We start from the raw sequence: 23,092 nt of genomic DNA, 5'->3' as shown, positions 1-23,092 counted from the left end.
TGTTACGGGCCCGACAGGAGCCACGGGAGTAGCAGGAGCTACCGGAGCAACGGGTGCAACAGGAGCCACAGGTGCAGCGGGAACAACGGGAGCCACCGGGTCGACAGGAGCAACAGGCCCAACCGGAGCCACGGGAGTAACGGGAGCTACCGGAGCAACGGGTACAACAGGAGCCACCGGAGCAACTGGACCGGCAGGTCCGACAGGCTCCACTACCCTCGTGGGTGGTAGTGTGATTTATGCTAGCAATGGTACTGCACAAAATGTGGCTACCAACTCGCCGGTTACTTTTTCATCAAACACACTTCAAGGGGTAACATTTAATGGTACAACGACGTTGACCATTGTGACAGCGGGTTTTTACTATTTTGATTGGCAGATATCGCTCGAAAATGGCCAAACCGCTCCCAACACGTTCGGAATCGTCGTGAACGGGAATATAACCAGTACGGCGAACATGAACTCGAATTCAACCACTGCCGAGGTATCAGGATCTGCGGTCATCAATTTAAGTGTCGGTAACACCGTGGAGCTCTATAATTTATCGCCAGTCAGCAAAGCGATTAATGCTCCTCAAACCGGCGCAAGGATTTCTATCTTTAGAATTGGCTCTTAGCCCAGATTTGTATACTTCAGTGTCATATTTTTTTAATATTGCTGATACAACACCCGCGTTGATGGGTAATATGTAACTGGAGAATCACTTGAGAACTGGGAGGCATCTTGTCATGACAGAACATCGACAACAACATGAAGCGAAAATAGAAGAAACAACAAATACAGAAGTTCAATTTCAAACGGTAGACGACATCCTTGAATACTATGGCAAGCGACATAAGGGCATGCACGACTCGAAAGAAACCGTAAATTAAGGTGAGGCTAACCGCTTTCGGCATGATTTTTCATGCTGAAAGTGGTTTTTTATGGACGAGAGCTAGGTGAAAAAGCTGGTTTATACATGAGGGTGTAAAGATAAAACACTTGATTCGGTCTACAAAATATGTTATCATTTCTTTTGTTGTGAATACGGTGGTCCGCTGCGGATAATGAAGGAAATACATAGAGTTTCCGGAAGATGCAAGAACACCTGTGTGAGAGGAGGGAGTCATAGATGAATATCGTTCAAGCGATTACTCAAGAACAACTTCGTAAAGATATTCCGAGCTTTCGTCCTGGTGATACTTTAAAAGTACACGTTAAGGTTATCGAGGGAACTCGTGAGCGTATCCAGTTGTTTGAAGGTGTAGTAATTAAACGTCGCGGTGGCGGAATCAGTGAGACTTTTACCGTTCGTAAAATTTCTTACGGTGTTGGTGTGGAAAGAACTTTCCCAATCAACTCGCCTAAAATCGATAAAATCGAAGTGGCTCGCCGTGGTAAAGTGCGTCGTGCGAAGCTTTATTATCTTCGTGAACTGCGCGGTAAAGCAGCGAGAATTAAAGAAATTCGTCGTTAATTACAAGGCGGTAAAAGGGGCTTGTGCGTATATACAAGCCCCTTTTGTATATCCAAAAATCGCTATAATGCGAAAGCGATCTATAGAGAAGGACGGTGGGTTATGGAGAAAGATCAACACCAGGAGGCAATTGAAACCAACGTGGGGAAACCGGCCAAAAAGGCTAAGAACGAGCTTGTAGAATGGCTGAAGGCTCTTCTCATTGCTCTGGTTCTCGTCGTTCTCATTCGCTGGCTTCTCTTTAAACCGTTTATTGTGCAGGGTCCATCCATGGAACCTAACTTTGTATCCAATCAGAAGCTGATCGTCAATGAGATTTTATATGATATCCGCAAACCCGAGCGTGGAGAAGTTATCGTATTCCATGTTCCTGATGAGGGCAGGGATTTCATTAAACGCGTGATCGCAGTTGCTGGTGATACGGTTAAAGTTGAAGGCGATAAAGTGCTAGTCAACGGGGAACCTGTGAATGAAACCTACATACAGGAAGCGATTGATCAAGCCCATGCTGAAAACAGATTATACAATAACACAGATTTCCCGAACTCGTTCGTTCAGGACGGCGTTGTGCCAGAGGGCCATGTGTTTGTGATGGGGGATAACCGCTCCAACAGCACGGACAGCCGTATGATAGGATACGTGCCTTTGGGGGATATTATCGGGCGAGCAGACTTGATTTTCTGGCCGATTAAAGACATAGGGCTTATCAACCATTAGTGAGGGCGCTATAGAAACGATGAAAGTTTGCAGAGCAAAGTAGAGGTGACGACGTTTGACAATACAATGGTTTCCCGGACATATGACCAAAGCGCGCCGCCAAATTCAGGAGAAGCTGAAGCTAATCGATGCTGTAATAGAACTGATCGATGCGAGGCTTCCGCTCTCAAGCCGAAATCCGATGATTGACGAGATTTTGCAGGGCAAGCCGCGGCTCATTATTATGAACAAAGCCGATTTGGCAGATCCTGAGGTTACAAGGCAATGGCAAGCCCATTTCAAAGAAAATGGCCTAACCGCCTTTCCTGTAGATGCATCCACGGGGACAGGCGTTAAGGATATTCCGAACCAGATAAAGCTGCTGCTGAAAGAGAAGATCGATAAACAAATAGCCAAGGGCATGAACCCACGAGCTATGCGTGTGTTGATTGTAGGCATACCGAATGTAGGCAAATCCACGCTGATTAACCGTCTTGCTGGTCGTAACATTGCGGAGACGGGAGACCGTCCGGGTGTCACGAAAGGACAGCAGTGGATTAAGGTTGCCGGCGGTGAGATGGAATTGCTGGATACACCCGGTATCCTGTGGCCGAAATTCGAGGATCAGAATGTAGGGTACCGCCTTGCGGTAACCGGCGCCATCAAAGAGGAAATATTGAACGTAGAGGATATTGCCTTTTTTGCGATCAAATATTTCTCCAACTATTATTGGGAATCGATGAGCGAACGCTTTGATCTTAAAGAGCGCCCAACAGATCTGGATAACCCGGATGAAATTGTGGCGATTATGGAAGCGATCGGAAGAAAACGAGGTTGCATCGTCAGCGGAGGAAGAGTCGATCTGGAAAAAGCCTCGAGCATTTTCCTACGCGAACTACGCGCAGGCAAGCTTGGGCGTTATTCGATGGAATCCCCTTATTGATTCAATAGGGTGAACGAGAACAATCTTCCACTAGATTAAACCAAAATAACCATTCTGCCGGTAAACGGCGGAATGGTTATTTTTTATGGCTAAACAATACGCAATTCAGGTGCATTATCGAAGCCGCCGGCAATGACAACGAAAATGGCGATATTTTTATTCTACAATGATTTCATCACATGAACCTCATTGAAATCATTTTGACGTATAACTTGTTTGGACTGGCATTTTCGCATCAGCCCCAGCCGGAAGGGGGGGTTAAAGGGTGACGCTCCGTGGCGAGTGTGATAATCTAGAAGAGTACTAGATTGATAGAATGTGTATGAACCACCGTATGTACAGACATAAAACAAGCGGTAATTCGGAACCAAAGGGGTTAAACCTATGACAGATTTATTAATGTACGAGCGCGAGTACTGGAGCCGTTATATACATATTGCAGGTATTGACGAAGTAGGGCGCGGCTGTTTGTTCGGCGACGTGGTCGCTGCGGCGGTTGTTTTGCCAGAGGGGTTAGTGATTGAGGGGATCAACGATTCGAAGAAACTCAGTGCCAAGAAGCGGGAAACCCTCTATGACCTTATCATGGAACAGGCGCTGGCGGTTGGCGTTGGTTTGGTGGATGCGGAAACGATTGACCGCATTAACATCAAACAAGCCGCAAGGCTTGCCATGAAGATGGCCATGGAGCAATTGGCTGTTACTCCCCAGTTTCTGCTTGTTGATGCCGAGAAGGTGGATTGTGATATTCCCCAGCGTGCCATCATTAAAGGCGACGCTAACAGCCAGTCCATTGCTGCGGCCTCCATTATTGCCAAGGTCACTCGCGACAGATTGTGCGAAGGGGAATGGGAGACGCGTTATCCGGAATACGGAATCGCCGTACATAAAGGCTACGCTACCAAGTTTCACCGTGAACAGTTGCAGCTGCACGGACCTACCGCCATGCATAGAAGAAGCTTTCTGAAAAATATGGAGATTGAGCAATTATCCTTATTCTAGATTTCGATGCAGCCCGCCCTCGTCAAAAGGCGGGCTGCTGCCGATATATAAGGTAAACAGAAGGTGTGGGAGGAACTATCGTGAACATCGGATCGTTGATTCGCGGCCTCCTGGGAGAGCAAAAGCCGGGAGACGCCAAGACATTGGAATTAAAACCGGGTCAGGTCGTTCGCGGTGTCGTTATGAACGTATCGGAAGACGGACAGGAAGCCGTGGTGCAGATCCAGGGCATTCAAGTGAAGGCGAAGTTGGAAACGCCGCTTCGAGCCGGGGAAACGGCCCTTCTGCAGGTTCAGCCGCCGGGAGAGGGAGGGACGGCCGTTCTCAAGCCGCTTAGTCAAACGCCTGGACTGCCGCTGTCCCCGTCTTCGATGGCTGAAGTGCTGGATTTTGCCGGTCTTCCGGATACGAAGGAAAACCGCGAAATGATCCGGGGTATGCAGAACGCGGGAGTTCCGCTAACGAAGGACAATATCGCCATGTTCCGCGAGGCTTTGGCCGTGAAGCCACCGCAGATTCCCGCGGCGGAATGGGCGGAGTCGGCTGCGATCGCGTTTCACCGCGGACTGCCGATTACCCCCGAAAGCGTGAAGGGACTGCATCAGGCGGTATTCGGGCCTCAGCTGCATCAACTTCTGCAGTCGTTGGAGCAGCAGCTGGCGTCTGCTTTAAGCGCAGGTAGCGGAGGTTTGGTAGATGCGGGGAAACAAGCAGCATCCGCAGCGCCTCCCACGGTTGGCGGTGAGGCCACCGCTGGGACACCGCAGCAAGCAGTGGCTGCGAACGGCGCCGCTGGCAGTACCGCGCAGGCCGGCTCAGGTCAGCAGGCGCTGCTGACCAAGCTCCAAGGCCTGCTGCAGCAGCTGCGCGGCGAGCTCGCGCAGCCATGGGCCAGCGGCGGCACGGCAACGCCTGCGGCCGGTCAACCCGCCACCGTGGCCATGGGCCCGGCGGCAGCTCCAGGCGAAGGGGCCGTAGGCCCTTCGCCAAAGCAGCCCACCCCCGGCGCGGAGCCGTGGGTGGGGCGGCTCTTGAAGCTGCTCGGTGCGGAGCACGAGCAGCAAGCACTGCGCGGGGCCAGTACGGGCCCCGCGGGCGAAGCGGCGCGCACGGGTAGCGCCGCATCATCTGCCGGGCAGCAGGCAGCCGCGCAGCCCGGCAGCAACACGGCCGCAGGCGCGGCTCCAGGCGCCGCGTCAGGAGCGAATGCTGCCGTGCCAGCACCCGCATCTGCTTCAGCTGCGAGTGCCGCTGCGCCGCCGTCCGCTGCAGCTCAGCCAACCGCTGCCGCAGCAGGCCAAGCAGGCGGACAAGCAGCTTTACTGCCCGTAACCCCTGCCCCTGGCAGCAGTGGCGCAGCAACGATTACATCAGGGACTTTCGGCACGCCAGGGAATGCGGCGAATGCGAGCCAGCAAGCTGTTCCGAATGCTCAGGCCGGTGCTGTGAATCAGCAGGGCTCGACGCAGCCAGTTATGTCATCTGGGCAGCAGAATATCGCCCAAGGCGTACAACAGGCTGTCATGGCCTCAACGCCATCGGGTGAATCGGCGCTTGCCCTGCAAGACACACTGAAGGGAGTATTGCTTCAGGTGTTGTCCAGCCAGGAAACGCCGCCTGCGCTAAAGGAAGCGGCACAGCAAATCGTTCAGCATTTAACAGGCCAGCAGCTCTTGCTAAACACCGATCGAACGGCACCGTTCGCGCAGGTCACGATGTTCATCCCTCTGCATGGGGTCGATGGGGAACAGACGGCATCCGTACATATTCAATCACGCAGAGGCCGAAAAGGCGAGCTGGATGCGACCAACTGCAGGCTGTTATTCGATTTGGACATGAAATTTCTGGGCCCGACCTTGATCGATGTGCAGGTCGTTGACCGCATTGTCAGCCTCAGCTTTCGGAATGATCAGAGTTATGCCGCGGAGCTGTTTGAGGGGAAAAAGCAAGAGTTGGCTCAGGCTGTTTCGTCTATCGGCTATCAATTGCTCAGCGTAAAAACAGAACCGCTGCCCCTAGTTGCACCGCTTGCTTCAGACACGTCCGTGCAGGGAACGGCGGCAGAATACACCCCGCAAACCTATAAAGGGGTGGATATGCGGATATGAGCAAGGAAGAGAAAGAGCAAGGGCAAATAACGGCCATGAAAAAGGCGGTCGCTCTTAAATATACGCCTGGCGAGAGCGAGGCACCGATTGTGGTTGCCAAAGGGCAAGGGAAATTGGCGGAGTCTATATTAGACAAAGCCAAAGAGCATGGCGTCCCTGTTCAGGAAGATGCAGCTTTGGTGGAGATTCTCTCCAAGCTGGATCTGGATCAGCAGATTCCGGAGGAGCTGTATCAGCTTGTAGCGGAAGTGCTGACGTATGTTTATCGTGCGGATCGTCAAGCAAAGGATGGAGGGGTGATGCCATAATGAACTCCCCATCCGGTAAAAAGGACAGCCGCAAGCAAAAAGGAGCCGCTGCCGAAGAGCTGGCGGCCGCTGCCCTGATTGAAAAAGGATACCGGATTCTGGACCGCAATTGGCGGTGCCGCTTTGGAGAACTGGACATCGTTGCCGAAACAGGGGAGACCCTTGTGGTGATTGAGGTCAGAAGTCGAAGCGGAACGACCAGTTTTGGCACGCCTTCCGAGTCCGTAAACGCCCGCAAAGTAATGCAGGTCCGAAACACGGCCCAGCAGTACGTTCATCATAAGCGTTATTATGACCGGTCGATCCGGTTTGATGTTATCTCCGTTATGCTTCGCGCGGATCTGACGCCTGCTTCAATGGATCATATCGAGAATGCATTTTAGATGGGTACGAGCCGAAGCATCCATAAGGATTACATAACAAAGAAGGTGATAGGAGTTGAGCTCCATCACCTTCTTTGCGTAGGATAGGCATTTTACTCAATAGGAGCAAACTTTCAGACCGTTGTTATCCAGATCATAGAAAGTGAAATAGGTTGTGCCGTACTCCAGATGGTATCGACACGTACTCCGTTTTCTTTCAGATGCTGATAAGCCTCCTTGATATTGGAGACGTGGCATGTCGCGGCTCGTAGTACTTCGCTTCCTCCATAGAGACTTTATTTTTAATTCCAAATCAGGGTTTGCTGGTTTCGCCATCGGCCTTGGATGCGTTAAGCTATTCATTTCAATAATAATGTCATTCATATCTTCATGAGTCATCGGACTGATGACCATGGACTATTGGCTTCATTTCATCAACGAGTTGTTTCGTCGGCTGCGATATATTGGCGATCCAGCTGACGGTATTGAATCGCTTCAGCGATGTGTTGGCTCTGGATTGCATCGGATGCCTCCAAATCGGCAATGGTTCTGGCCAGCTTCAGAATTCGGTCATAAGCGCGCATGCTCAAGCCCAGTGTATCGATTGTCGCTTGCAGGAGCTCTGCTGAGTCCTTGTCCAGCACCGCATGTTTCCTGAGGAAGCTGCCAAACAGTTCGCTGTTCCAACTGAACGGGAGCCTGCTGTAGCGTTCCAATTGAATCGTTTGTGCCGCATAGACTTGATCCCGCATTTGCTCGGAGGATATAGGTGTTGCGCTTCCCGGCCATTCCTTGGGCCGAGGCACGTCCACTTGAAGGTCGATCCGATCCATCAAGGGCCCCGATATTCTAGCGCGATATTGAGCGATTCGTGTAACGCTGCACGTGCAGCGTTGATGGGGATGATCACTGCCGTAATAACCGCACGGACAGGGATTCATCGAGCAAGCGAGCATGAAATGCGCCGGGAAGGTAAACACCGCCCGTGCCCGGCTGATGGTTACTTCGCGATCCTCCAGGGGCTGGCGCAGAACTTCCAGCACATGCCTTGAGAACTCAGGAAGCTCATCCAGGAATAGAATCCCTTTATGGGCCAGACTGACTTCCCCCGGCTTCGGAATGGTGCCGCCTCCGATGAGCCCGCCAGCCGAAATGGTATGGTGAGGGGACCGAAAGGGACGTCTGGTCATCAACCCATCGGATGGCTTTAGCTTTCCGGCAGCGCTGAAGATTTTCGTCGTAGTCAAGGCTTCTTGATCTGCCAGCGGCGGCAGTATGGTGGGGAGGCGCTTCATGAGCATCGTTTTTCCAGTACCCGGTGGCCCAATGAGCAGAATATTGTGCATCCCTGCGGCAGCAATGGTCAGGGCGCGTTTGATATGCTGCTGCCCGATCACATCTCTATAGTCTTCCAGCTGCTTGTCCTGTAAGCCGTCCATATGGGTTCTGCTTATATGCGTCGACCGATCATATCTGAGCTTTGACAGTGAAACGGTAAAGCTTGTAGCTCCCCCAGCTTCACGATGATGGATGTTTTCATCGGGTCCTTCCTGGATAAGCTCCTTTAAATGCTGAAGTCCATAGACCTCAATGCCCCCAATCAATGCAGCTTCCGGAGCATTCTCGCGCGGGAGAAGAACCCCGGCATACCCTTCCTTTTTCGCTTGCTCTACCATCGGCAGAACCCCTGTAATGGGCCTAAGCGTACCATCCAGTGCAAGTTCGCCCAGGATCAACATTTGCCCGGCATTCGAAAAGGTCCATTGCTCGCTTGTTATTAATATGCCGACGGCGATCGCCAGATCGAATGAAGAGCCCTCTTTGCGCAGGTCTGCCGGCGCAAGATTGACGGTTACCCGTTTTAAGGGATAGGTAAAACCGCAGTTTTTAATCGACGCCCGAACCCGCTCAATAGATTCGCGAATGGAGGAATCAGGCAGACCGATGATGGATGTTTGGGGTAGCCCGTTCGCCAGGTCCACCTCCACCTGGATGACAACGCCGTCAATGCCGTGCAAACAAGCGCTATGAAGTTTTCCGTACATAAATGAAAGCACCTCTCTTTTCAGATATCAGTGGATTAAATCGTAATAGAACATCCAAGATTCGAAAAGGGTGCTTCCTCATTTTCGCTGGGTCACTCTGTCCGTATTGTAAAATTTTCCTTCCCGACTGTCAATTCGCATTATGCAAGAAACTCCATTCAATAGGCCAGAGCCCATCCGTGGTGCGGGATCTGAGCGGTGAATGTACCGTGGTTCAGAAAGTTGTCACTTTTTCAGAATCGTACCTACAGGCAATAACGGGAAGGAATGTGAATAGTCAACGCACGGGTTCGGCAAGTAGAATCAAAATCATAAACGACATGCTGCTTTAAGAGCGGCTGGCGTTGCATCATCATACATAAGGGAGAGGGCTCGCGTGAAAATTTGGAACCGAAAGCTCGGATTGGTGGCATTAGCCGCCGTTATAACCGGCACATTATTGAGCGGCTGCTCAAAAGAAAACGCGGTAAAGGAGGAGAATCATGAAAACGTCTCCTTAGGCAAGGAAGTCACACTAGAGATGATGACTTTCTCTCATACGAACTGGCCGTATAAGGAAAATTGGCCGATTTATAAGTATTTAAAAGAAGAAACCGGCATCTCCTTCAAGGTACAACCCGTGATGAGCGATTACACCACAACGATGAACCTGGCGATATCCTCGGGCGAGATACCGGATCTTATGATGGTCAACAGCCTGAATGCCGCCAATACGCACGGGGCAAGCGGAGCGTTTGTCGACTATTTCGAGCACTTGGATCAGATGCCAAACTATAAGAAGTTTCTCGAGGACCATCCGGAGGTGAAGGCAGCTATTCTGTCTCCTGAGGGGAAGAACTATTTTATGCCGTTGTATGGACTGGAGCAGCAATCCAGGCGGTCATGGCTGTACCGGGACGATGTATTCGAGAAACACAATCTGACGCCACCGACCACCTACGACGAATTGTACACGATTGCGAAAAAATTGAAGGAATTGTACCCGGACAGCTTCCCGATTGCCGTGTTTAATGGTTTGAGTCCTCTGGTCAATATGGCACCGGCGTTTAACACCAATAGCAGCTATTATTACGATGATGAGAAGGACGAATGGAGCTACGGCCCGACAGAGGACAATTACAAGAAAATGGTAGAATACATGAACAAGTTTTATATGGAGGGATTGGTAGCACCTGACTTTATGGCGCATAAACGCAAGCAATTTAACGATCTGCTGCTTCAGAATAAATCGTTTATCGCCAGCGACTATATCGGCATCATGGATGAACTTCCGTTAATGCTTGGGGATAAGGCATCTGAGTTCAGTCTCGATTATATGGTTCCTCCTGTTGGAACCCCGGATGGCAAGTCCTACAATGTATTTGCCGGATTGCAGTCCGACGGCTTTGCGGTGGCGGCAAATTCCAAGGAGCGGGATCGGCTGCTTCAGTACCTCGATTTCTTGTTTTCCCCCGAAGGAATTGAATTGGCAACTTGGGGTAGGGAAGGGGAGACATTCACAGCCGAGAACGGGGTTCGCAAATTCAACGCGGATTACAAAGAGTTCGGCGACTTGAGAACTAAGACGGGCATTGCAACGATCGGGGCACACATGGTATTGGATATGACGGCTTATGAGTCCATGTATTCCCCAAAAATGCGGGAAGCGATGAAAATCGCGCCTGACCATGAAACGAAGCCGCAGCCAAGACTCGCCTATACGAATGAAGAAAATGAAGTGCTGAGCATGGTCGGCGAAACCGTGAAAAAGTTCCATGAGGAGCAGATTGCCAAGTTCATTCTAGGACAGAAACCGATGGATGATTGGGATGCTTACGTTAATGAAGTGAACAAACTTGGCGTGCAGCAGGTGCTGGATGTTCATAGAAGCGCTTATGAACGGACGCAAAAATTCCTGAACGAAGCCAAGTAAAATTTATACCTTCACGGCATGTTGCCAGATGAGCGCACTGCTTTCTTTTCCCAGACGGGCTTTCGGCTAAGTACAAGCTGGCCCCGGTCCATATGGGAGCGGCCTGTAGGTTGAGTTTTGATTTCGCTGCTAAAGGAGGATACGTTTTTTGCAAGGACAGAATTCGAGTTTCTTGACGAAAGTGAAGCGGGACAAATACCTGCTGCTGCTGCTTCTTCCCTGTGCTCTGTATTACATCATTTTTAAGTATGTTCCCATATTCGGCATCTCGATCGCCTTTATGGACTACAACTTATTTAAGGGGATCACGGAGAGCGACTGGGTGGGGTTCAAATATTTCAGCATGTTTTTTAATACGCCCGACTTCTGGCCTGTACTCCGAAATACATTCCTGCTGGGGTTATATAAGCTGATCTTCGGCTTTCCGGCCCCCATCATACTTGCGTTACTCATTAATGAAGTGAGCAAATCGTTTTTAAAACGGTTTGTCCAGACGGTCAGTTATCTTCCGCACTTCATATCCAACGTGGTTGTAGCGGGGATCGCGGTTATGTTCCTGTCCCCGACAGGCGGGGTGGTCAACCAGCTGCTGAGTGCCGTCGGATTCGAACGAATCAACTTTTTGGTTGAGGCCTCATGGTTCAGATCGATTTATGTAACGACGGACGTATGGCAGCATATTGGATGGGGCACCATCATCTATTTGGCTGCTTTGACGGCAATCGATCCGCAATTATATGAAGCGGCACGGATGGATGGGGCTAACCGGTGGAAGCAGACACTGAACATTACACTTCCCGGCATCGCGCCGGCGATCGTGATCATCCTGATACTTGATATCGGAAAAATACTGGAGATCGGCTTTGAGAAAGTATACCTGCTCTCGACTCCGGCCACTTATGAGACAGCCGATATTATATCCACCTATGTGTACAGGGTCGGCTTAACGCAAGGCAACTACAGCTACGCCACGGCAATTGATCTGTTTACCGGCATCACCAGCTTTATCTTCATTATCGCGGCGAATGCGTTCAGCCGGCGAGTCAGCGGGAGCAGCATCTGGTAAAGGAGGAACGTGATGAAACCGAAATGGAACTGGTTTGACGCGCTCAATGCCTTGATTTTGTCCGGGATTGTGATAGCGTGTCTATACCCGTTTGTTTATATGCTGGCCGTGTCCCTCAGCGATTCCGCATCCATCGCCTCCGGGAAAGTATGGCTATGGCCGAATGGCTTCAACCTGGATATGTATCAGTATGTGTTCGAGGACGGACGGGTGCTGAAAGGATATAAAAACACGCTGATTTATGTGATTATTGGGACCGCCATTTCTTTGATTGTAACGGCACTGGGGGCTTATGCGCTGTCCAAGACCAAGATGGTCATGGGCAAACCGATCCTGATGCTAATCGTCTTTACGATGTTTTTTAACGGTGGGATGATTCCGACGTTTCTGGTCGTGAAGGAGCTTGGCTTTGTCAATTCCATATGGGGCATGGTGCTGCCCGGAGCGGTAGGCACCTGGAATCTGCTCATCATGCGAACTTTTTTCATGGGTATGCCTCAAGAGCTAGAGGAATCCGGAAAAATAGACGGGTTGTCCGAAATCGGAATCTTCTTCCGGATTGTGCTCCCGCTCTCCAAGCCAGTGCTGGCCACCATCGGATTGTATTATGCCGTCGGGATGTGGAATAACTTCTTGGGGCCGCTGCTGTATCTGCGGGATGCTGATATGCAGCCCCTCCAGGTGATTTTAAGAAACATCGTGCTGTCGGGGCAATTGACGGGGACGGATGGTCCGGTTGTGGGCGATATCGTGGTGGTAGAGGATGGCCTCAAATTCGCTACCATTATGGTATCCACCTTGCCGATCCTGCTTGTCTATCCGTTTATACAGAAGTATTTTGTGAAAGGGGCTTTGATTGGCTCTGTTAAAGGTTAAAGCGGCCGGCCTCTCACCTGTGTGTTTATCGGACCCAGTTGGTTTTCCGGTAATCACCCGGTGTTTGGCCGGTTATTTTTTTGAACATGCGGATAAAGGAGGTGACATTACGGTAGCCGATCCGGTTACCAACTTCCTGAATCGGCATATTTGTCGTCTTCAGAAGTTCTTTCGCTTTTGATATTCGAATCGCATTCAATTGGTCACTGAAATTACTCCCCGTCTTCTCCTTAATGTACCCTGACAGATAAGTAGGCGACATGTTGAGTTTATAGGCAAGCTGCTCAAGTGATATTTCTTCAGCGAAATGGGACTCCAGATAATGAATAACATATTGAATGATATCGTAATATTCCTCTCGTTTCAGACGGATCGCATGGGTTGCATGAGCGAGCTCGTCGAGAAGGATTTCCTGGTATTGCCCGGGGGTTATGCTGTATGCAAGTCTTTCGGCGTAATCCGGAAGCTCATCGGTATTGATTTTCAGCAGTTCTACTGTCCTTCTCATGCGGACCGAGACCGATTTGGCAAAGTGGCTTAGCTGATCTGCCGTGGCCTCTTGCCGCTGCAATCGATCCAGGGCGCGCTCGATAAGCGATTGGCAGCTGCTCTCGTTCCCGGCCTGTAAATTCACGTAAAACTCGTGTTCCTGTTCGGCAGTCAACCCTGTTACATCTTCCCGGCGTTCCTTCTCCCAGATAATCTGGGTTTCCTCAATCGGCATGGCTTGATTCAGGAGCGACATGGCTTCTGCATAAGCCCGGTCAAAATCAGAGGTTTGCTGGAACACGGACGAAACCGCAATATTCACGAGATAGGTGCTTTGATCTTGATCAAAAATCTGTTTGAGTTGACTGAGACACTGCTGGAGCATGTCAGATTTTTCTTGTGTATACACAATGGATAACACTTGCTTGCCCTCCATCTGAAGGGTGTGTGATAGAGGAAACGCTTCTTGGATCTGCAGCGTGATCATATCCTTGATCTTGCCGGTTGCCCTTGTCATCAAGGCATCAAGCTGGAGAGAAGGGACGTGCCGGTACCTCAATTGATAAACGATAACCATGAATGCACCCTCGCCGACCCAAAGCTCTTTGGCGGCGGCGGTATCTAGGGCAATGTTTTTGAACTGGGCCAAATAATGGTAGCTGGTTAAGAGCGGTTTGGTATGGTCCATCCACTCCTTGATGCTCTTCCGTTCATGCTGCAAGCCCTTCAGGTGGTTGGAAATGGCGCTGAATTCGGCGATGCTCCCTTGATATAGCTCCATCTCCGCCTGGCCCAGTCCCGTAACCATTCTCTTGAGCGGCCGGTTGATTTTGCGGGAAAATACCCATGATGCCAAAATCCCGATGAGCAGGGTAGCTGCAAATAACAGCACGGCAATCCAGTTCATGCGGCTGATGCTTTGGTTGAGTTCGTTATGCGGAATAATGGAGACGTAGGTAAGGCCGGAGCGGGTGCCCTTTTCGAAAAAGTAATAAGATCCCTTCTCCATCATCCATTCCGATTGGCCGTCCCATTCCGGTAGTGGCTGGGTTTTCACGTCCGGGGCAGATTCGAACAGAATTTCTCCCTCCGAGTCCATCAGCAGAAAACGGGAACCGGTCATTCCTTTATAGGATTCATACCAGCTTTTCATATTTATGAAAGCTATGATCTTCCAGGGGCTGCCCTGTACGTTTGTAATTAGAGGCATCAGCTGTAACTCACTCTTCTCTGTCCCGATGGAGAAAGTGCTGCTGGGGAGCATATGCAGAAAACCGGTTGGGTAATCTCTCTGTTTCCAGAACTCGTATGGATAGGAGCTGCTTATGTAGTAATGCTTAAACATGCGGTCATCGTCAACGATGCCATCACGTTCAAGCAGGAAGGAATGATTTTGGTAGTAGATCATGACATTGTTCAAGTGATAGTAGGGCTGGCTTACCAGAGTCCGGATCTGATCCATCACCGTATCCACCTGCAGATAATTGATGCCCTTCTTTCCGCCGGAATCGGCCTGTCTGCTGATATTGCCGACAAATTCATCGTGCTGAAGGTTGAGTAGGAGATTCTTCCAAGTAGAGTATTGTTTCTCAAAATGATCTACGGTATTTCGAATCAGGGTCAGATTATATTTGACAATTTCATTGTTTACATTACGAGAATAGAATGTCATCGACCATAGGTTGTAGGAGGAGAGCAGGAAAATCACGATGAGAAAATACACCAGCATTTTGACAAATAATGATTGCAGCGGAAAAAATGACTTTAACCAACTCATGCTGAATCTCCTTTTAATGCGTTCACTAATCTTTCAATCATTCTAACGGATAGCAGATAAAGGATAAAGAGTTTTATTTTGTGTCACAGTTTATATTAAATGAAAAGGGATTTAATGGTATAATAGTAACCGATGTACTAATTATTTCGGGATAGGAGAGGGTGTTGGGATGACAATTTTATGGGATAATATCATCATTTCACTAGTTGGCATTGCCGTTGTCGTATTGGGGGTTATCGGATTGATACGCTTTGCACGAAAAAACAAATAAATTTTACATATTTCTCCAATTTATATCTGGAAGGAATCATACCCATGCCAAATCGAGTGGATAAACTGTGAACTTTTTAAGGTAAGCGTTTTAAAAACATGTTACAATAGCTTGGGTTTAATATATAAAGGTTGACAGGGTAATCTTTCATAGATTGGTTCCGTGTTAGCCAGCCTTGTTCCAGTCATGTTGATAGGAGGATTCGAGAATGAATATCCATGAATATCAAGGAAAACAAGTACTGAAGCAATATGGAGTAGCTGTTCCGAACGGCAAGGTGGCGTTTACGGTAGAAGAGGCAGTTGAAGCTGCACAATCTTTGGGCAGTCCCGTAACCGTTGTCAAAGCACAGATCCACGCAGGCGGTCGGGGTAAAGCTGGCGGCGTTAAAGTGGCGAAGAACCTGGACGAGGTTCGTGCTTATGCTGAAGAAATTCTGGGCAAGGTGTTGGTGACTCACCAAACAGGTCCGGAAGGCAAGGAAGTCAAGCGTCTCCTCATTGAAGAGGGCTGCGATATTCGCAAAGAGTATTATATCGGTGTGGTCGTTGACCGTGCTACCGGTCGTGTCGTTTTGATGGCGTCCGAAGAAGGTGGTACCGAGATCGAAGAGGTTGCAGCAGCAACTCCTGAGAAGATTTTCAAAGAGGTCGTAGATCCAGCGATCGGACTTCAAACTTTCCAAGCGCGGAAATTAGCGTATTCCATTAATATTCCGAATGAACTGGTAGGGAAAGCCGTTCAGTTCATGCTGGCCTTGTATAAGGCATTTGTAGAAAAGGATTGCTCTATCGCTGAAATCAATCCGCTAGTCGTAACCGGTGACGGAAACGTCATGGCTCTCGATGCCAAACTCAATTTCGATTCCAATGCGTTGTTCCGTCATAAAGACATCCTTGAGCTGCGCGACCTGGACGAAGAAGATGAGAAGGAAATCGAAGCATCCAAATACGATTTGAGTTACATAGCTCTCGATGGCAACATCGGCTGTATGGTTAACGGCGCAGGTCTTGCCATGGCTACGATGGACATTATCAAGTATTATGGCGGCGACCCTGCTAACTTCCTTGATGTTGGGGGCGGTGCAACAACAGAGAAGGTAACGGAAGCCTTCAAGATTATTTTGTCCGATCCTCAAGTAAAAGGGATTTTTGTCAACATTTTCGGTGGTATTATGCGCTGCGACGTTATCGCTACCGGTGTTGTCGAAGCTGCAAAACAGCTGGGCTTAACTCGTCCGCTTGTTGTACGCTTGGAAGGAACGAACGTAGACCTCGGCAAGCAGATTCTGGCTGAGTCCGGTCTTAATATCGTACCTGCTGATTCCATGGCCGACGGAGCACAGAAGATCGTCTCCCTCGTTCAGTAATATTTCATTCCTGAAGGGGCATGGCACGATGGGCTTCTTAGCCCTGCCGTGCGGTTGCTTTCATTTTCAAATAACAATAGGGGATGTGAATCAATCGTGAGTATTTTGATCGATAAAAATACAAAAGTTATCACGCAAGGGATTACAGGTAAAACAGCCCTTTTCCATGCAAAAGGCGCCCTGGATTACGGTACACAGATGGTCGGGGGAACTTCACCTGGCAAAGGTGGAACCGAAGTCGAAATTACGCTTGAGAACGGCGAAACCGTCAAATTGCCGGTTTACAACACCGTTGAGGAAGCCAAAGCCAAAACAGGCGCAACCGCTAGTGTAATTTATGTGCCTCCGGCTTTTGCAGCTGATTCCATTCTGGAAGCCGTTGATGCTGAGATGGATCTGGTTATCTGTATTACGGAAGGCATTCCGGTGCTGGACATGGTAAAAGTATCCCGCTATATGGAAGGCAAGAAAACTCGTCTGATCGGTCCTAACTGTCCTGGTGTCATTACACCGGGTGAATGCAAAATCGGCATCATGCCTGGTTACATCCATACGCCAGGACATGTCGGCGTTGTATCGCGCAGTGGTACCCTGACATATGAAGCCGTTCATCAGCTGACAGCTCGCGGCATCGGACAATCCTCCGCCGTAGGGATTGGCGGCGACCCGGTTAAAGGGACGGAGTTTATCGATGTATTGAGACTCTTTAATGAAGATCCTAACACCAAAGCGGTTATTATGATCGGTGAGATCGGCGGTACAGCAGAGGAAGAAGCGGCTGAATGGATCAAAGCGAACATGACTAAACCGGTGGTAGGCTTCATTGGCGGCGCAACGGCGCCTCCAGGAAAACGTATGGGCCACGCAGGCGCGATTATTTCCGGCGGTAAAGGAACAGCCAAGGAGAAAATCTCTGTACTTGAAGCTTGCGGTATCAAGGTAGCTCCTACACCTGCTGAAATGGGCTCAACCTTGGTTAGCGTCCTTGAGGAGAAGGGTCTTTTGGAGTCTTGCACGACTCACTAGTACTAGATTCTTATGCAATCCTAGGCTAAGCCTATGGTTATAATTTAAGGTAGGCAACCTTTTATTTCCTAAACAGGAAATGAAGGGTTGCTTTTTTGCTTTTGATTTTATATTTTAAGGAGGTCCCATTATGAAGCTGGATAGCTTACTGCTGATCGCATTGCATGAAAGCGAAGGTATCGGATGGAAGACCATTAACCGTATCATATTGAACGGTGAACTGCATCAGGGGCTGCTGTCATATGATGCGAATGATTGGAGAGCCTGTGGCCTATCTGTCGAAAAAGCGAATAAACTGGCCAAAGACTTTTCTTCCGTTGTCGAAAGAAAGCAGATTGATCTTTCGATTGCGGATGATGACGGGTTTCGACAACATGAAGCCGGGGTATGGAATTTGACAAACCGTTCAAAAATACGTATTATAACAGCCCTCGATGATATCTACCCGGACATGTTAAAATCTTCGCCACAGGCACCCTGGGTGTTGTATTGCATAGGCGATTCTCATCTGCTGTCGAGGCCAGGGATTGCGATGGTAGGTACAAGAATGCCTACTGCATATGGGCGCAAGATTGCAACGATGCTATCCGAGGAGTTAGCACGAGCAGGGTTCATGGTTGTGAGCGGCATGGCCAGAGGCATTGATAGCGTTGTCCACGATACGGCTTTGCGAAGTGGGGGACCGACAGTTGCGGTTCTCGGAGCCGGCATTGACGTTATATATCCACCGGAGAACCGATCGCTGTATGAAGAAATCGCGGCTAAGGGACTTATCATTTCCGAATATCCGCCTGGCACTAAGGCGCTCCCGGGATTCTTCCCGCAGCGAAACCGGATTATTGCGGGGCTCACGCTAGGTACCGTGGTGGTAGAGGCGGATGCTCGCAGCGGATCGTTGATTACGGCGGATTTAGCCCTGGAGGCGGGAAGGGACGTGTTCTCCATTCCGGGACCACTTACTTCACCCAAGAGCAGAGGAACCTTGGATTTGATCAAGCAAGGGGCCAAGATGGTCACGCAAGCTAGTGATATAATAGAAGAATATGATTCCTGGTTGCCAAAAGTGGCTTCGGATACATACAATAAGGAGCGGCGGGCCCCTCGTCAGGAGCATCCGGATGAATTAGCCGGGTTGACAAATGACGAACGACAAATATACCATATGCTCGAACAGGGTCCCGGGTCGCTGGATGAGATGATCGAGCGAACCCGGTGGGATTTTGGACATTTGCATTCAGTTCTGTTATCTTTAATCATAAAAAAGCAGATTACCCAATTACCCGGTGCTATATATAAGATCATTTAATGGGAAAGTTTGAATGTTGGAGAGGAGGATGAACCTGTGGCGGATTCACTCGTCATCGTAGAGTCGCCTGCTAAGGCGAAAACGATCGGCAAATATCTCGGCAGCAAGTATATCGTGAAGGCTTCGATGGGTCATGTTCGCGATTTGCCGAAGAGCCAGATCGGGGTTGAAGTGGAAAACGACTTCAATCCGAAATACATTACGATCCGCGGAAAAGGTTCTGTCTTAAAGGAACTTAAGGATGCTAGCAAAAAGGTGAAAAAAGTGTACCTCGCAGCTGACCCCGATCGCGAAGGGGAAGCCATTGCATGGCATCTTGCGCATGCATTGGAGCTGGATGATACTCAAAGCCTGCGGGTTGTATTTAATGAAATAACGAAAACGGCCGTGAAGGACGCCTTCAAGACGCCGCGAAAAATTAACATGGATTTGGTTAACGCGCAGCAGGCAAGACGTATCCTTGACCGTCTGGTTGGTTATAAGATCAGCCCTATTCTATGGAAGAAAGTGAAAAAGGGACTCTCTGCCGGCCGCGTTCAATCGGTAGCCGTCAAAATCATTCTCGACCGTGAGAATGAGATAAGCGCTTTCGTTCCGGAAGAATATTGGACCATTACGGCCAAGCTGGCCATTAAAGGATCCGCATTCGAAGCCAAATTCACGCAGCTTAACGGCGCGAAGAAGGAGCTGACCAATGAACAGGAAGTCAATGAAATTCTCGAAGCGATTCGGGATGCTTCCTTCCAAGTCGGCGAAGTAAAAGAGCGCGAACGTCAGCGCCACCCGTCTCCACCGTTTACGACGAGTTCCTTGCAGCAGGAAGCTGCACGTAAACTTGGTTTCCGGGCTGCCAAGACCATGTCCGTTGCCCAACAGCTGTACGAGGGCGTCGAGCTTGGCAAGGAAGGCACCGTCGGTTTGATTACCTATATGCGTACGGATTCCACGCGCATTTCAGGCACGGCTCAAGAAGAAGCGAAAGAATACATCACCGAGAAGTATGGTGATCCGTTCGTTCCAGAGAGCCCGAGACAATACTCGAAAAAAGCGGCCAACGCTCAGGACGCGCATGAGGCGATTCGACCTACATCGGTGTTGCGGGATCCTGAATCCGTGAAGCCGTTCATGAGTCGTGATCAGCTTCGCCTGTATAAACTGGTTTGGGAGCGTTTTGTGGCAAGTCAGATGTCTTCTGCTGTGCTGGATACGCTTTCTGTGGATATTACCGCGGGCAAGACCGTTTTCCGCGCAACGGGTTCGAAGGTTCGTTTCCCTGGATTCATGAAGGTCTACGTTGAAGGCAACGACGACGGGACGACAGAGGAAGATAAATACCTGCCAGAGCTTCATAGTGGCGACATTCTGGAGAAGCAGGATATTGAGCCGAAGCAGCACTTCACGCAGCCGCCTCCGCGTTATACGGAAGCACGTCTTGTCCGAACGCTGGAGGAGCTCGGTATAGGGCGTCCTAGTACGTATGCACCGACGCTGGAGACGATCCAGAAGAGAGGCTACGTTGCCATCGAAGAGAAAAAATTCATGCCAACCGAGCTCGGTGAACTTGTCATCGAACAGATGGAGCAGTTCTTCCCGGAAATTCTCAATGTGGAGTTTACGGCGAACATGGAAGAGGACCTCGACCATGTGGAGGAGGGCTCCGAAGATTGGGTCAAGGTATTGGCAGAGTTCTATGAATCCTTTGAAAAGCGCCTTGAAGTAGCAGAGGAAGAAATGAAGGAAATCGAAATCGAAGATGAGGTTTCCGATGAAATCTGCGAAAAATGCGGTAAGCCATTGGTATATAAGCTGGGCAGGTTTGGCAAGTTTCTTGCATGCTCTGGCTTCCCGGATTGCCGGAATACCAAGCCGATCGTAAAAGATATCGGCGTAGCCTGCCCGAAATGCAAGGAAGGCCATGTCGTGGAACGCCGGAGCAAGAAGGGGCGCGTCTTCTTTGGGTGTGATCGTTATCCCGAATGTGACTTTGTATCATGGGATAAACCGTCAACGAAGCCGTGTCCGAATTGCAGCAGTTTGATGGTAGAGAAGAAAAGCAAGCAAGGCATCAAGCTTCAATGTACTTCTTGTGATTATTCCGAAATGGTCGAGGAACAGGACGATGCAGCAGATTTGTAAGGCATACAGGGGGTAATGACGTTGACAGATTCACAGAGAGTTACGGTTATCGGTGCAGGGCTTGCAGGCAGTGAAGCTGCTTGGCAGATCGCTAGCCGCGGCGTACCCGTTACATTATATGAGATGCGGCCGGTCGTGAAGACGCCGGCTCATCATACGGACAAGTTCGCTGAGCTTGTATGCAGTAATTCACTTCGCGCGAATGGTTTAACCAACGCAGTCGGGGTATTGAAGGAAGAAATGCGGATGCTGAACTCGCTTGTCATCGGTTCGGCAGACCGCAATTCCGTCCCGGCTGGCGGCGCATTGGCCGTTGACCGTGACGGTTTTTCGGGAGAAATTACGGAAACTCTGCATCAACATCCTTTAATTGAGGTTGTAAATGAAGAAATTCAGCATATACCTGAAGAAGGCATCGTTGTTATTGCCACAGGGCCTCTGACTTCGCCCGCATTATCATCACAGATTCGTGAGCTGATGGGTGAGGACTATTTCTATTTTTACGACGCGGCTGCTCCGATAGTGGAAAAGGATTCCATTGATATGAGCAAGGTTTATCTGGCATCTCGTTACGATAAAGGCGAAGCGGCATATCTGAATTGTCCCATGACGGAAGAAGAGTTTGACGCTTTCTATGACGCTCTTATCAATGCCGAAGTCGCTCAATTGAAAGAGTTTGAAAAGGAAATTTATTTCGAAGGCTGCATGCCGATCGAGATTATGATGAAGCGTGGTAAACAAACCGCCTTGTTTGGCCCCATGAAACCTGTTGGATTGGTGAACCCGCATACAGGCAAGCTGCCGCACGCTGTGGTGCAGCTCCGTCAGGATAATGCGGCAGGTACCCTCTACAACCTTGTCGGTTTCCAAACTCATTTGAAGTGGGGCGAACAGAAGCGGATCATTTCCATGATTCCGGGACTCGAGAACGCCGAAATTGTGCGTTACGGCGTCATGCACCGCAATACGTTTGTCAATTCGCCTAGACTGCTGGAACAAACCTATCAGGTGAAAACACGGCCTAATCTGTATCTGGCGGGACAAATGACGGGTGTTGAAGGATATGTTGAATCGGCGGCATCCGGATTGATTGCTGGAATCAATGCAGCAAAAGCAGCTCAGGGGCAGGAGGGGATCGTATTCCCTCAGGAATCAACGATCGGGAGTATGGCCTACTACATCACCCATGCAGATCCCGATAACTTCCAGCCGATGAATGCGAACTTCGGTCTTCTTCCGAGTCTCGAGAAGCGCATTCGCAACAAAAAGGAAAAGAACGAAGCGCTTGCCAGCCGAGCTCTTGACGGAGTACGAATATTTATTAATGCTAACGAACTAAATACAATCTAATCTTATTTTCTTAGGGAGGTCTTGCCATCATGAAAATGACTTTTCACGCCACGACGATTTGCGCAGTACGGCATAATGGCACAGCTGCTATTGCCGGCGATGGCCAAGTTACATTTGGTGAAAGTGTAGTCATGAAGCAGACCGCCAAGAAAGTGCGCCGTCTTTACCGGGGACAAGTTGTCGCCGGTTTTGCCGGTTCTGTGGCGGATGCAATCACGTTATTTGAGAAGTTCGAAGGCAAGCTGGAAGAGCACCATGGAAACCTGCAGCGTGCCGCTGTTGAGCTCGCGAAGGACTGGCGTCAAGACCGTGTGCTTCGCAAACTTGAGGCTTTGATGATTGTTATGGATAAAACAGGAATGCTCCTAATTTCAGGTGGCGGCGAAATCATCGAGCCAGATGATGATGTGCTGGCCATAGGGTCAGGCGGCAATTTTGCCTTGTCGGCAGGCCGGGCGCTTAAGCGACATGCCGGACACATGGAAGCGAAAGATATAGCCAGAGAGGCGCTTCAGATCGCTTCTGAGGTGTGTGTCTATACCAACAGCAACATTATTGTCGAAGAGCTGTAAGGATGCCATACAGTAACATATA

The 23,092-nt window shown here is 49.7% G+C and carries 20 protein-coding genes; 18 read left to right on the top strand and 2 right to left on the bottom strand.

The window, feature by feature from the left end:
* From ABEW73_RS10265 to ABEW73_RS10225, 9 genes are all read left to right on the top strand, one after another.
* Positions 1 to 616 (top strand): BclA C-terminal domain-containing protein (locus ABEW73_RS10265; protein ID WP_430206382.1); only part of this gene is annotated, 616 nt, incomplete at its 5' end.
* Positions 617 to 728: 112 nt separating this feature from the next.
* Positions 729 to 872, top strand: a complete 144-nt coding sequence (locus ABEW73_RS10260; RefSeq protein WP_213644152.1) for a hypothetical protein — start codon at positions 729 to 731, stop codon at positions 870 to 872.
* Between the two features lie 239 nt (positions 873 to 1,111).
* Positions 1,112 to 1,456 (top strand): 50S ribosomal protein L19, encoded by a 345-nt coding sequence (gene rplS / locus ABEW73_RS10255; protein ID WP_015736355.1) that lies wholly within the window; start codon positions 1,112 to 1,114, stop codon positions 1,454 to 1,456.
* Positions 1,457 to 1,558: 102 nt separating this feature from the next.
* Positions 1,559 to 2,173: a signal peptidase I gene (gene lepB / locus ABEW73_RS10250; RefSeq protein WP_036663956.1), complete on the top strand. Its 615-nt coding sequence runs from the start codon at positions 1,559 to 1,561 to the stop codon at positions 2,171 to 2,173.
* Positions 2,174 to 2,228: 55 nt separating this feature from the next.
* Positions 2,229 to 3,095 (top strand): ribosome biogenesis GTPase YlqF, encoded by an 867-nt coding sequence (gene ylqF / locus ABEW73_RS10245; protein ID WP_098747089.1) that lies wholly within the window; start codon positions 2,229 to 2,231, stop codon positions 3,093 to 3,095.
* Positions 3,096 to 3,479: 384 nt separating this feature from the next.
* Positions 3,480 to 4,097 carry a ribonuclease HII gene (locus ABEW73_RS10240; RefSeq protein ID WP_076325012.1) on the top strand — a complete coding sequence of 206 codons (618 nt, stop codon included), beginning with the start codon at positions 3,480 to 3,482 and terminating at the stop codon, positions 4,095 to 4,097.
* Between the two features lie 80 nt (positions 4,098 to 4,177).
* A complete protein-coding gene (locus ABEW73_RS10235) occupies positions 4,178 to 6,205 on the top strand; it encodes a hypothetical protein (protein ID WP_430164914.1) in 2,028 nt (675 codons plus the stop codon).
* Positions 6,202 to 6,513, top strand: a complete 312-nt coding sequence (locus ABEW73_RS10230; protein ID WP_430164912.1) for an EscU/YscU/HrcU family type III secretion system export apparatus switch protein — start codon at positions 6,202 to 6,204, stop codon at positions 6,511 to 6,513. Before ABEW73_RS10235 ends, ABEW73_RS10230 begins: the two co-directional genes overlap by 4 nt.
* Positions 6,513 to 6,896: a YraN family protein gene (locus ABEW73_RS10225; protein ID WP_430164911.1), complete on the top strand. Its 384-nt coding sequence runs from the start codon at positions 6,513 to 6,515 to the stop codon at positions 6,894 to 6,896. Before ABEW73_RS10230 ends, ABEW73_RS10225 begins: the two co-directional genes overlap by 1 nt.
* 413 nt (positions 6,897 to 7,309) lie before the next feature.
* Here ABEW73_RS10225 and ABEW73_RS10220 read toward each other — a convergent pair whose 3' ends face one another.
* Positions 7,310 to 8,920 (bottom strand): YifB family Mg chelatase-like AAA ATPase, encoded by a 1,611-nt coding sequence (locus tag ABEW73_RS10220; RefSeq protein WP_430164909.1) that lies wholly within the window; start codon positions 8,918 to 8,920, stop codon positions 7,310 to 7,312.
* A 376-nt stretch (positions 8,921 to 9,296) separates the two neighbouring features.
* On the opposite strand from ABEW73_RS10220, the gene ABEW73_RS10215 reads away from it, so the two are divergent.
* From ABEW73_RS10215 to ABEW73_RS10205, 3 genes are all read left to right on the top strand, one after another.
* Positions 9,297 to 10,832, top strand: coding sequence for an extracellular solute-binding protein (locus ABEW73_RS10215; RefSeq protein ID WP_430164907.1), 1,536 nt, complete (start codon positions 9,297 to 9,299; stop codon positions 10,830 to 10,832).
* A gap of 148 nt (positions 10,833 to 10,980) precedes the next feature.
* Positions 10,981 to 11,898, top strand: coding sequence for an ABC transporter permease (locus ABEW73_RS10210; protein WP_430164904.1), 918 nt, complete (start codon positions 10,981 to 10,983; stop codon positions 11,896 to 11,898).
* A gap of 12 nt (positions 11,899 to 11,910) precedes the next feature.
* The gene (locus ABEW73_RS10205; RefSeq protein WP_430164901.1) at positions 11,911 to 12,774 is read left to right on the top strand and encodes a carbohydrate ABC transporter permease; all 864 of its coding nucleotides are present in this window, start codon (positions 11,911 to 11,913) and stop codon (positions 12,772 to 12,774) included.
* Between the two features lie 25 nt (positions 12,775 to 12,799).
* Here the strand turns inward: ABEW73_RS10205 and ABEW73_RS10200 are convergent, their stop codons facing one another.
* Positions 12,800 to 15,040, bottom strand: a complete 2,241-nt coding sequence (locus tag ABEW73_RS10200; RefSeq protein WP_430164898.1) for a helix-turn-helix domain-containing protein — start codon at positions 15,038 to 15,040, stop codon at positions 12,800 to 12,802.
* A 479-nt stretch (positions 15,041 to 15,519) separates the two neighbouring features.
* On the opposite strand from ABEW73_RS10200, the gene sucC reads away from it, so the two are divergent.
* The 6 genes from sucC (at position 15,520) to hslV (ending at position 23,070) form a co-directional block, all read left to right on the top strand.
* Positions 15,520 to 16,680, top strand: a complete 1,161-nt coding sequence (sucC, locus tag ABEW73_RS10195; protein WP_006211339.1) for an ADP-forming succinate--CoA ligase subunit beta — start codon at positions 15,520 to 15,522, stop codon at positions 16,678 to 16,680.
* Positions 16,681 to 16,776: 96 nt separating this feature from the next.
* Positions 16,777 to 17,706 carry a succinate--CoA ligase subunit alpha gene (gene sucD / locus ABEW73_RS10190; RefSeq protein ID WP_071220478.1) on the top strand — a complete coding sequence of 310 codons (930 nt, stop codon included), beginning with the start codon at positions 16,777 to 16,779 and terminating at the stop codon, positions 17,704 to 17,706.
* Positions 17,707 to 17,836: 130 nt separating this feature from the next.
* Positions 17,837 to 19,012 (top strand): DNA-processing protein DprA, encoded by a 1,176-nt coding sequence (dprA, locus tag ABEW73_RS10185; RefSeq protein WP_430164896.1) that lies wholly within the window; start codon positions 17,837 to 17,839, stop codon positions 19,010 to 19,012.
* Between the two features lie 36 nt (positions 19,013 to 19,048).
* Complete coding sequence (topA, locus tag ABEW73_RS10180; RefSeq protein ID WP_076325000.1) at positions 19,049 to 21,148, top strand: type I DNA topoisomerase; 2,100 nt, start codon at positions 19,049 to 19,051, stop codon at positions 21,146 to 21,148.
* Positions 21,149 to 21,163: 15 nt separating this feature from the next.
* Positions 21,164 to 22,498: an FADH(2)-oxidizing methylenetetrahydrofolate--tRNA-(uracil(54)-C(5))-methyltransferase TrmFO gene (gene trmFO, locus ABEW73_RS10175; RefSeq protein WP_430164893.1), complete on the top strand. Its 1,335-nt coding sequence runs from the start codon at positions 21,164 to 21,166 to the stop codon at positions 22,496 to 22,498.
* 29 nt (positions 22,499 to 22,527) lie between these two features.
* Positions 22,528 to 23,070: an ATP-dependent protease subunit HslV gene (gene hslV, locus ABEW73_RS10170; protein ID WP_430164891.1), complete on the top strand. Its 543-nt coding sequence runs from the start codon at positions 22,528 to 22,530 to the stop codon at positions 23,068 to 23,070.
* The last annotated feature ends 22 nt before the right edge of the window (positions 23,071 to 23,092 follow it).

The sequence above is a fragment of the Paenibacillus lautus genome (genome assembly GCF_050482385.1).
Lineage (GTDB): Bacteria > Bacillota > Bacilli > Paenibacillales > Paenibacillaceae > Paenibacillus_AQ > Paenibacillus_AQ lautus_B.
This window is presented reverse-complemented; position numbering and strand designations above follow the sequence as displayed.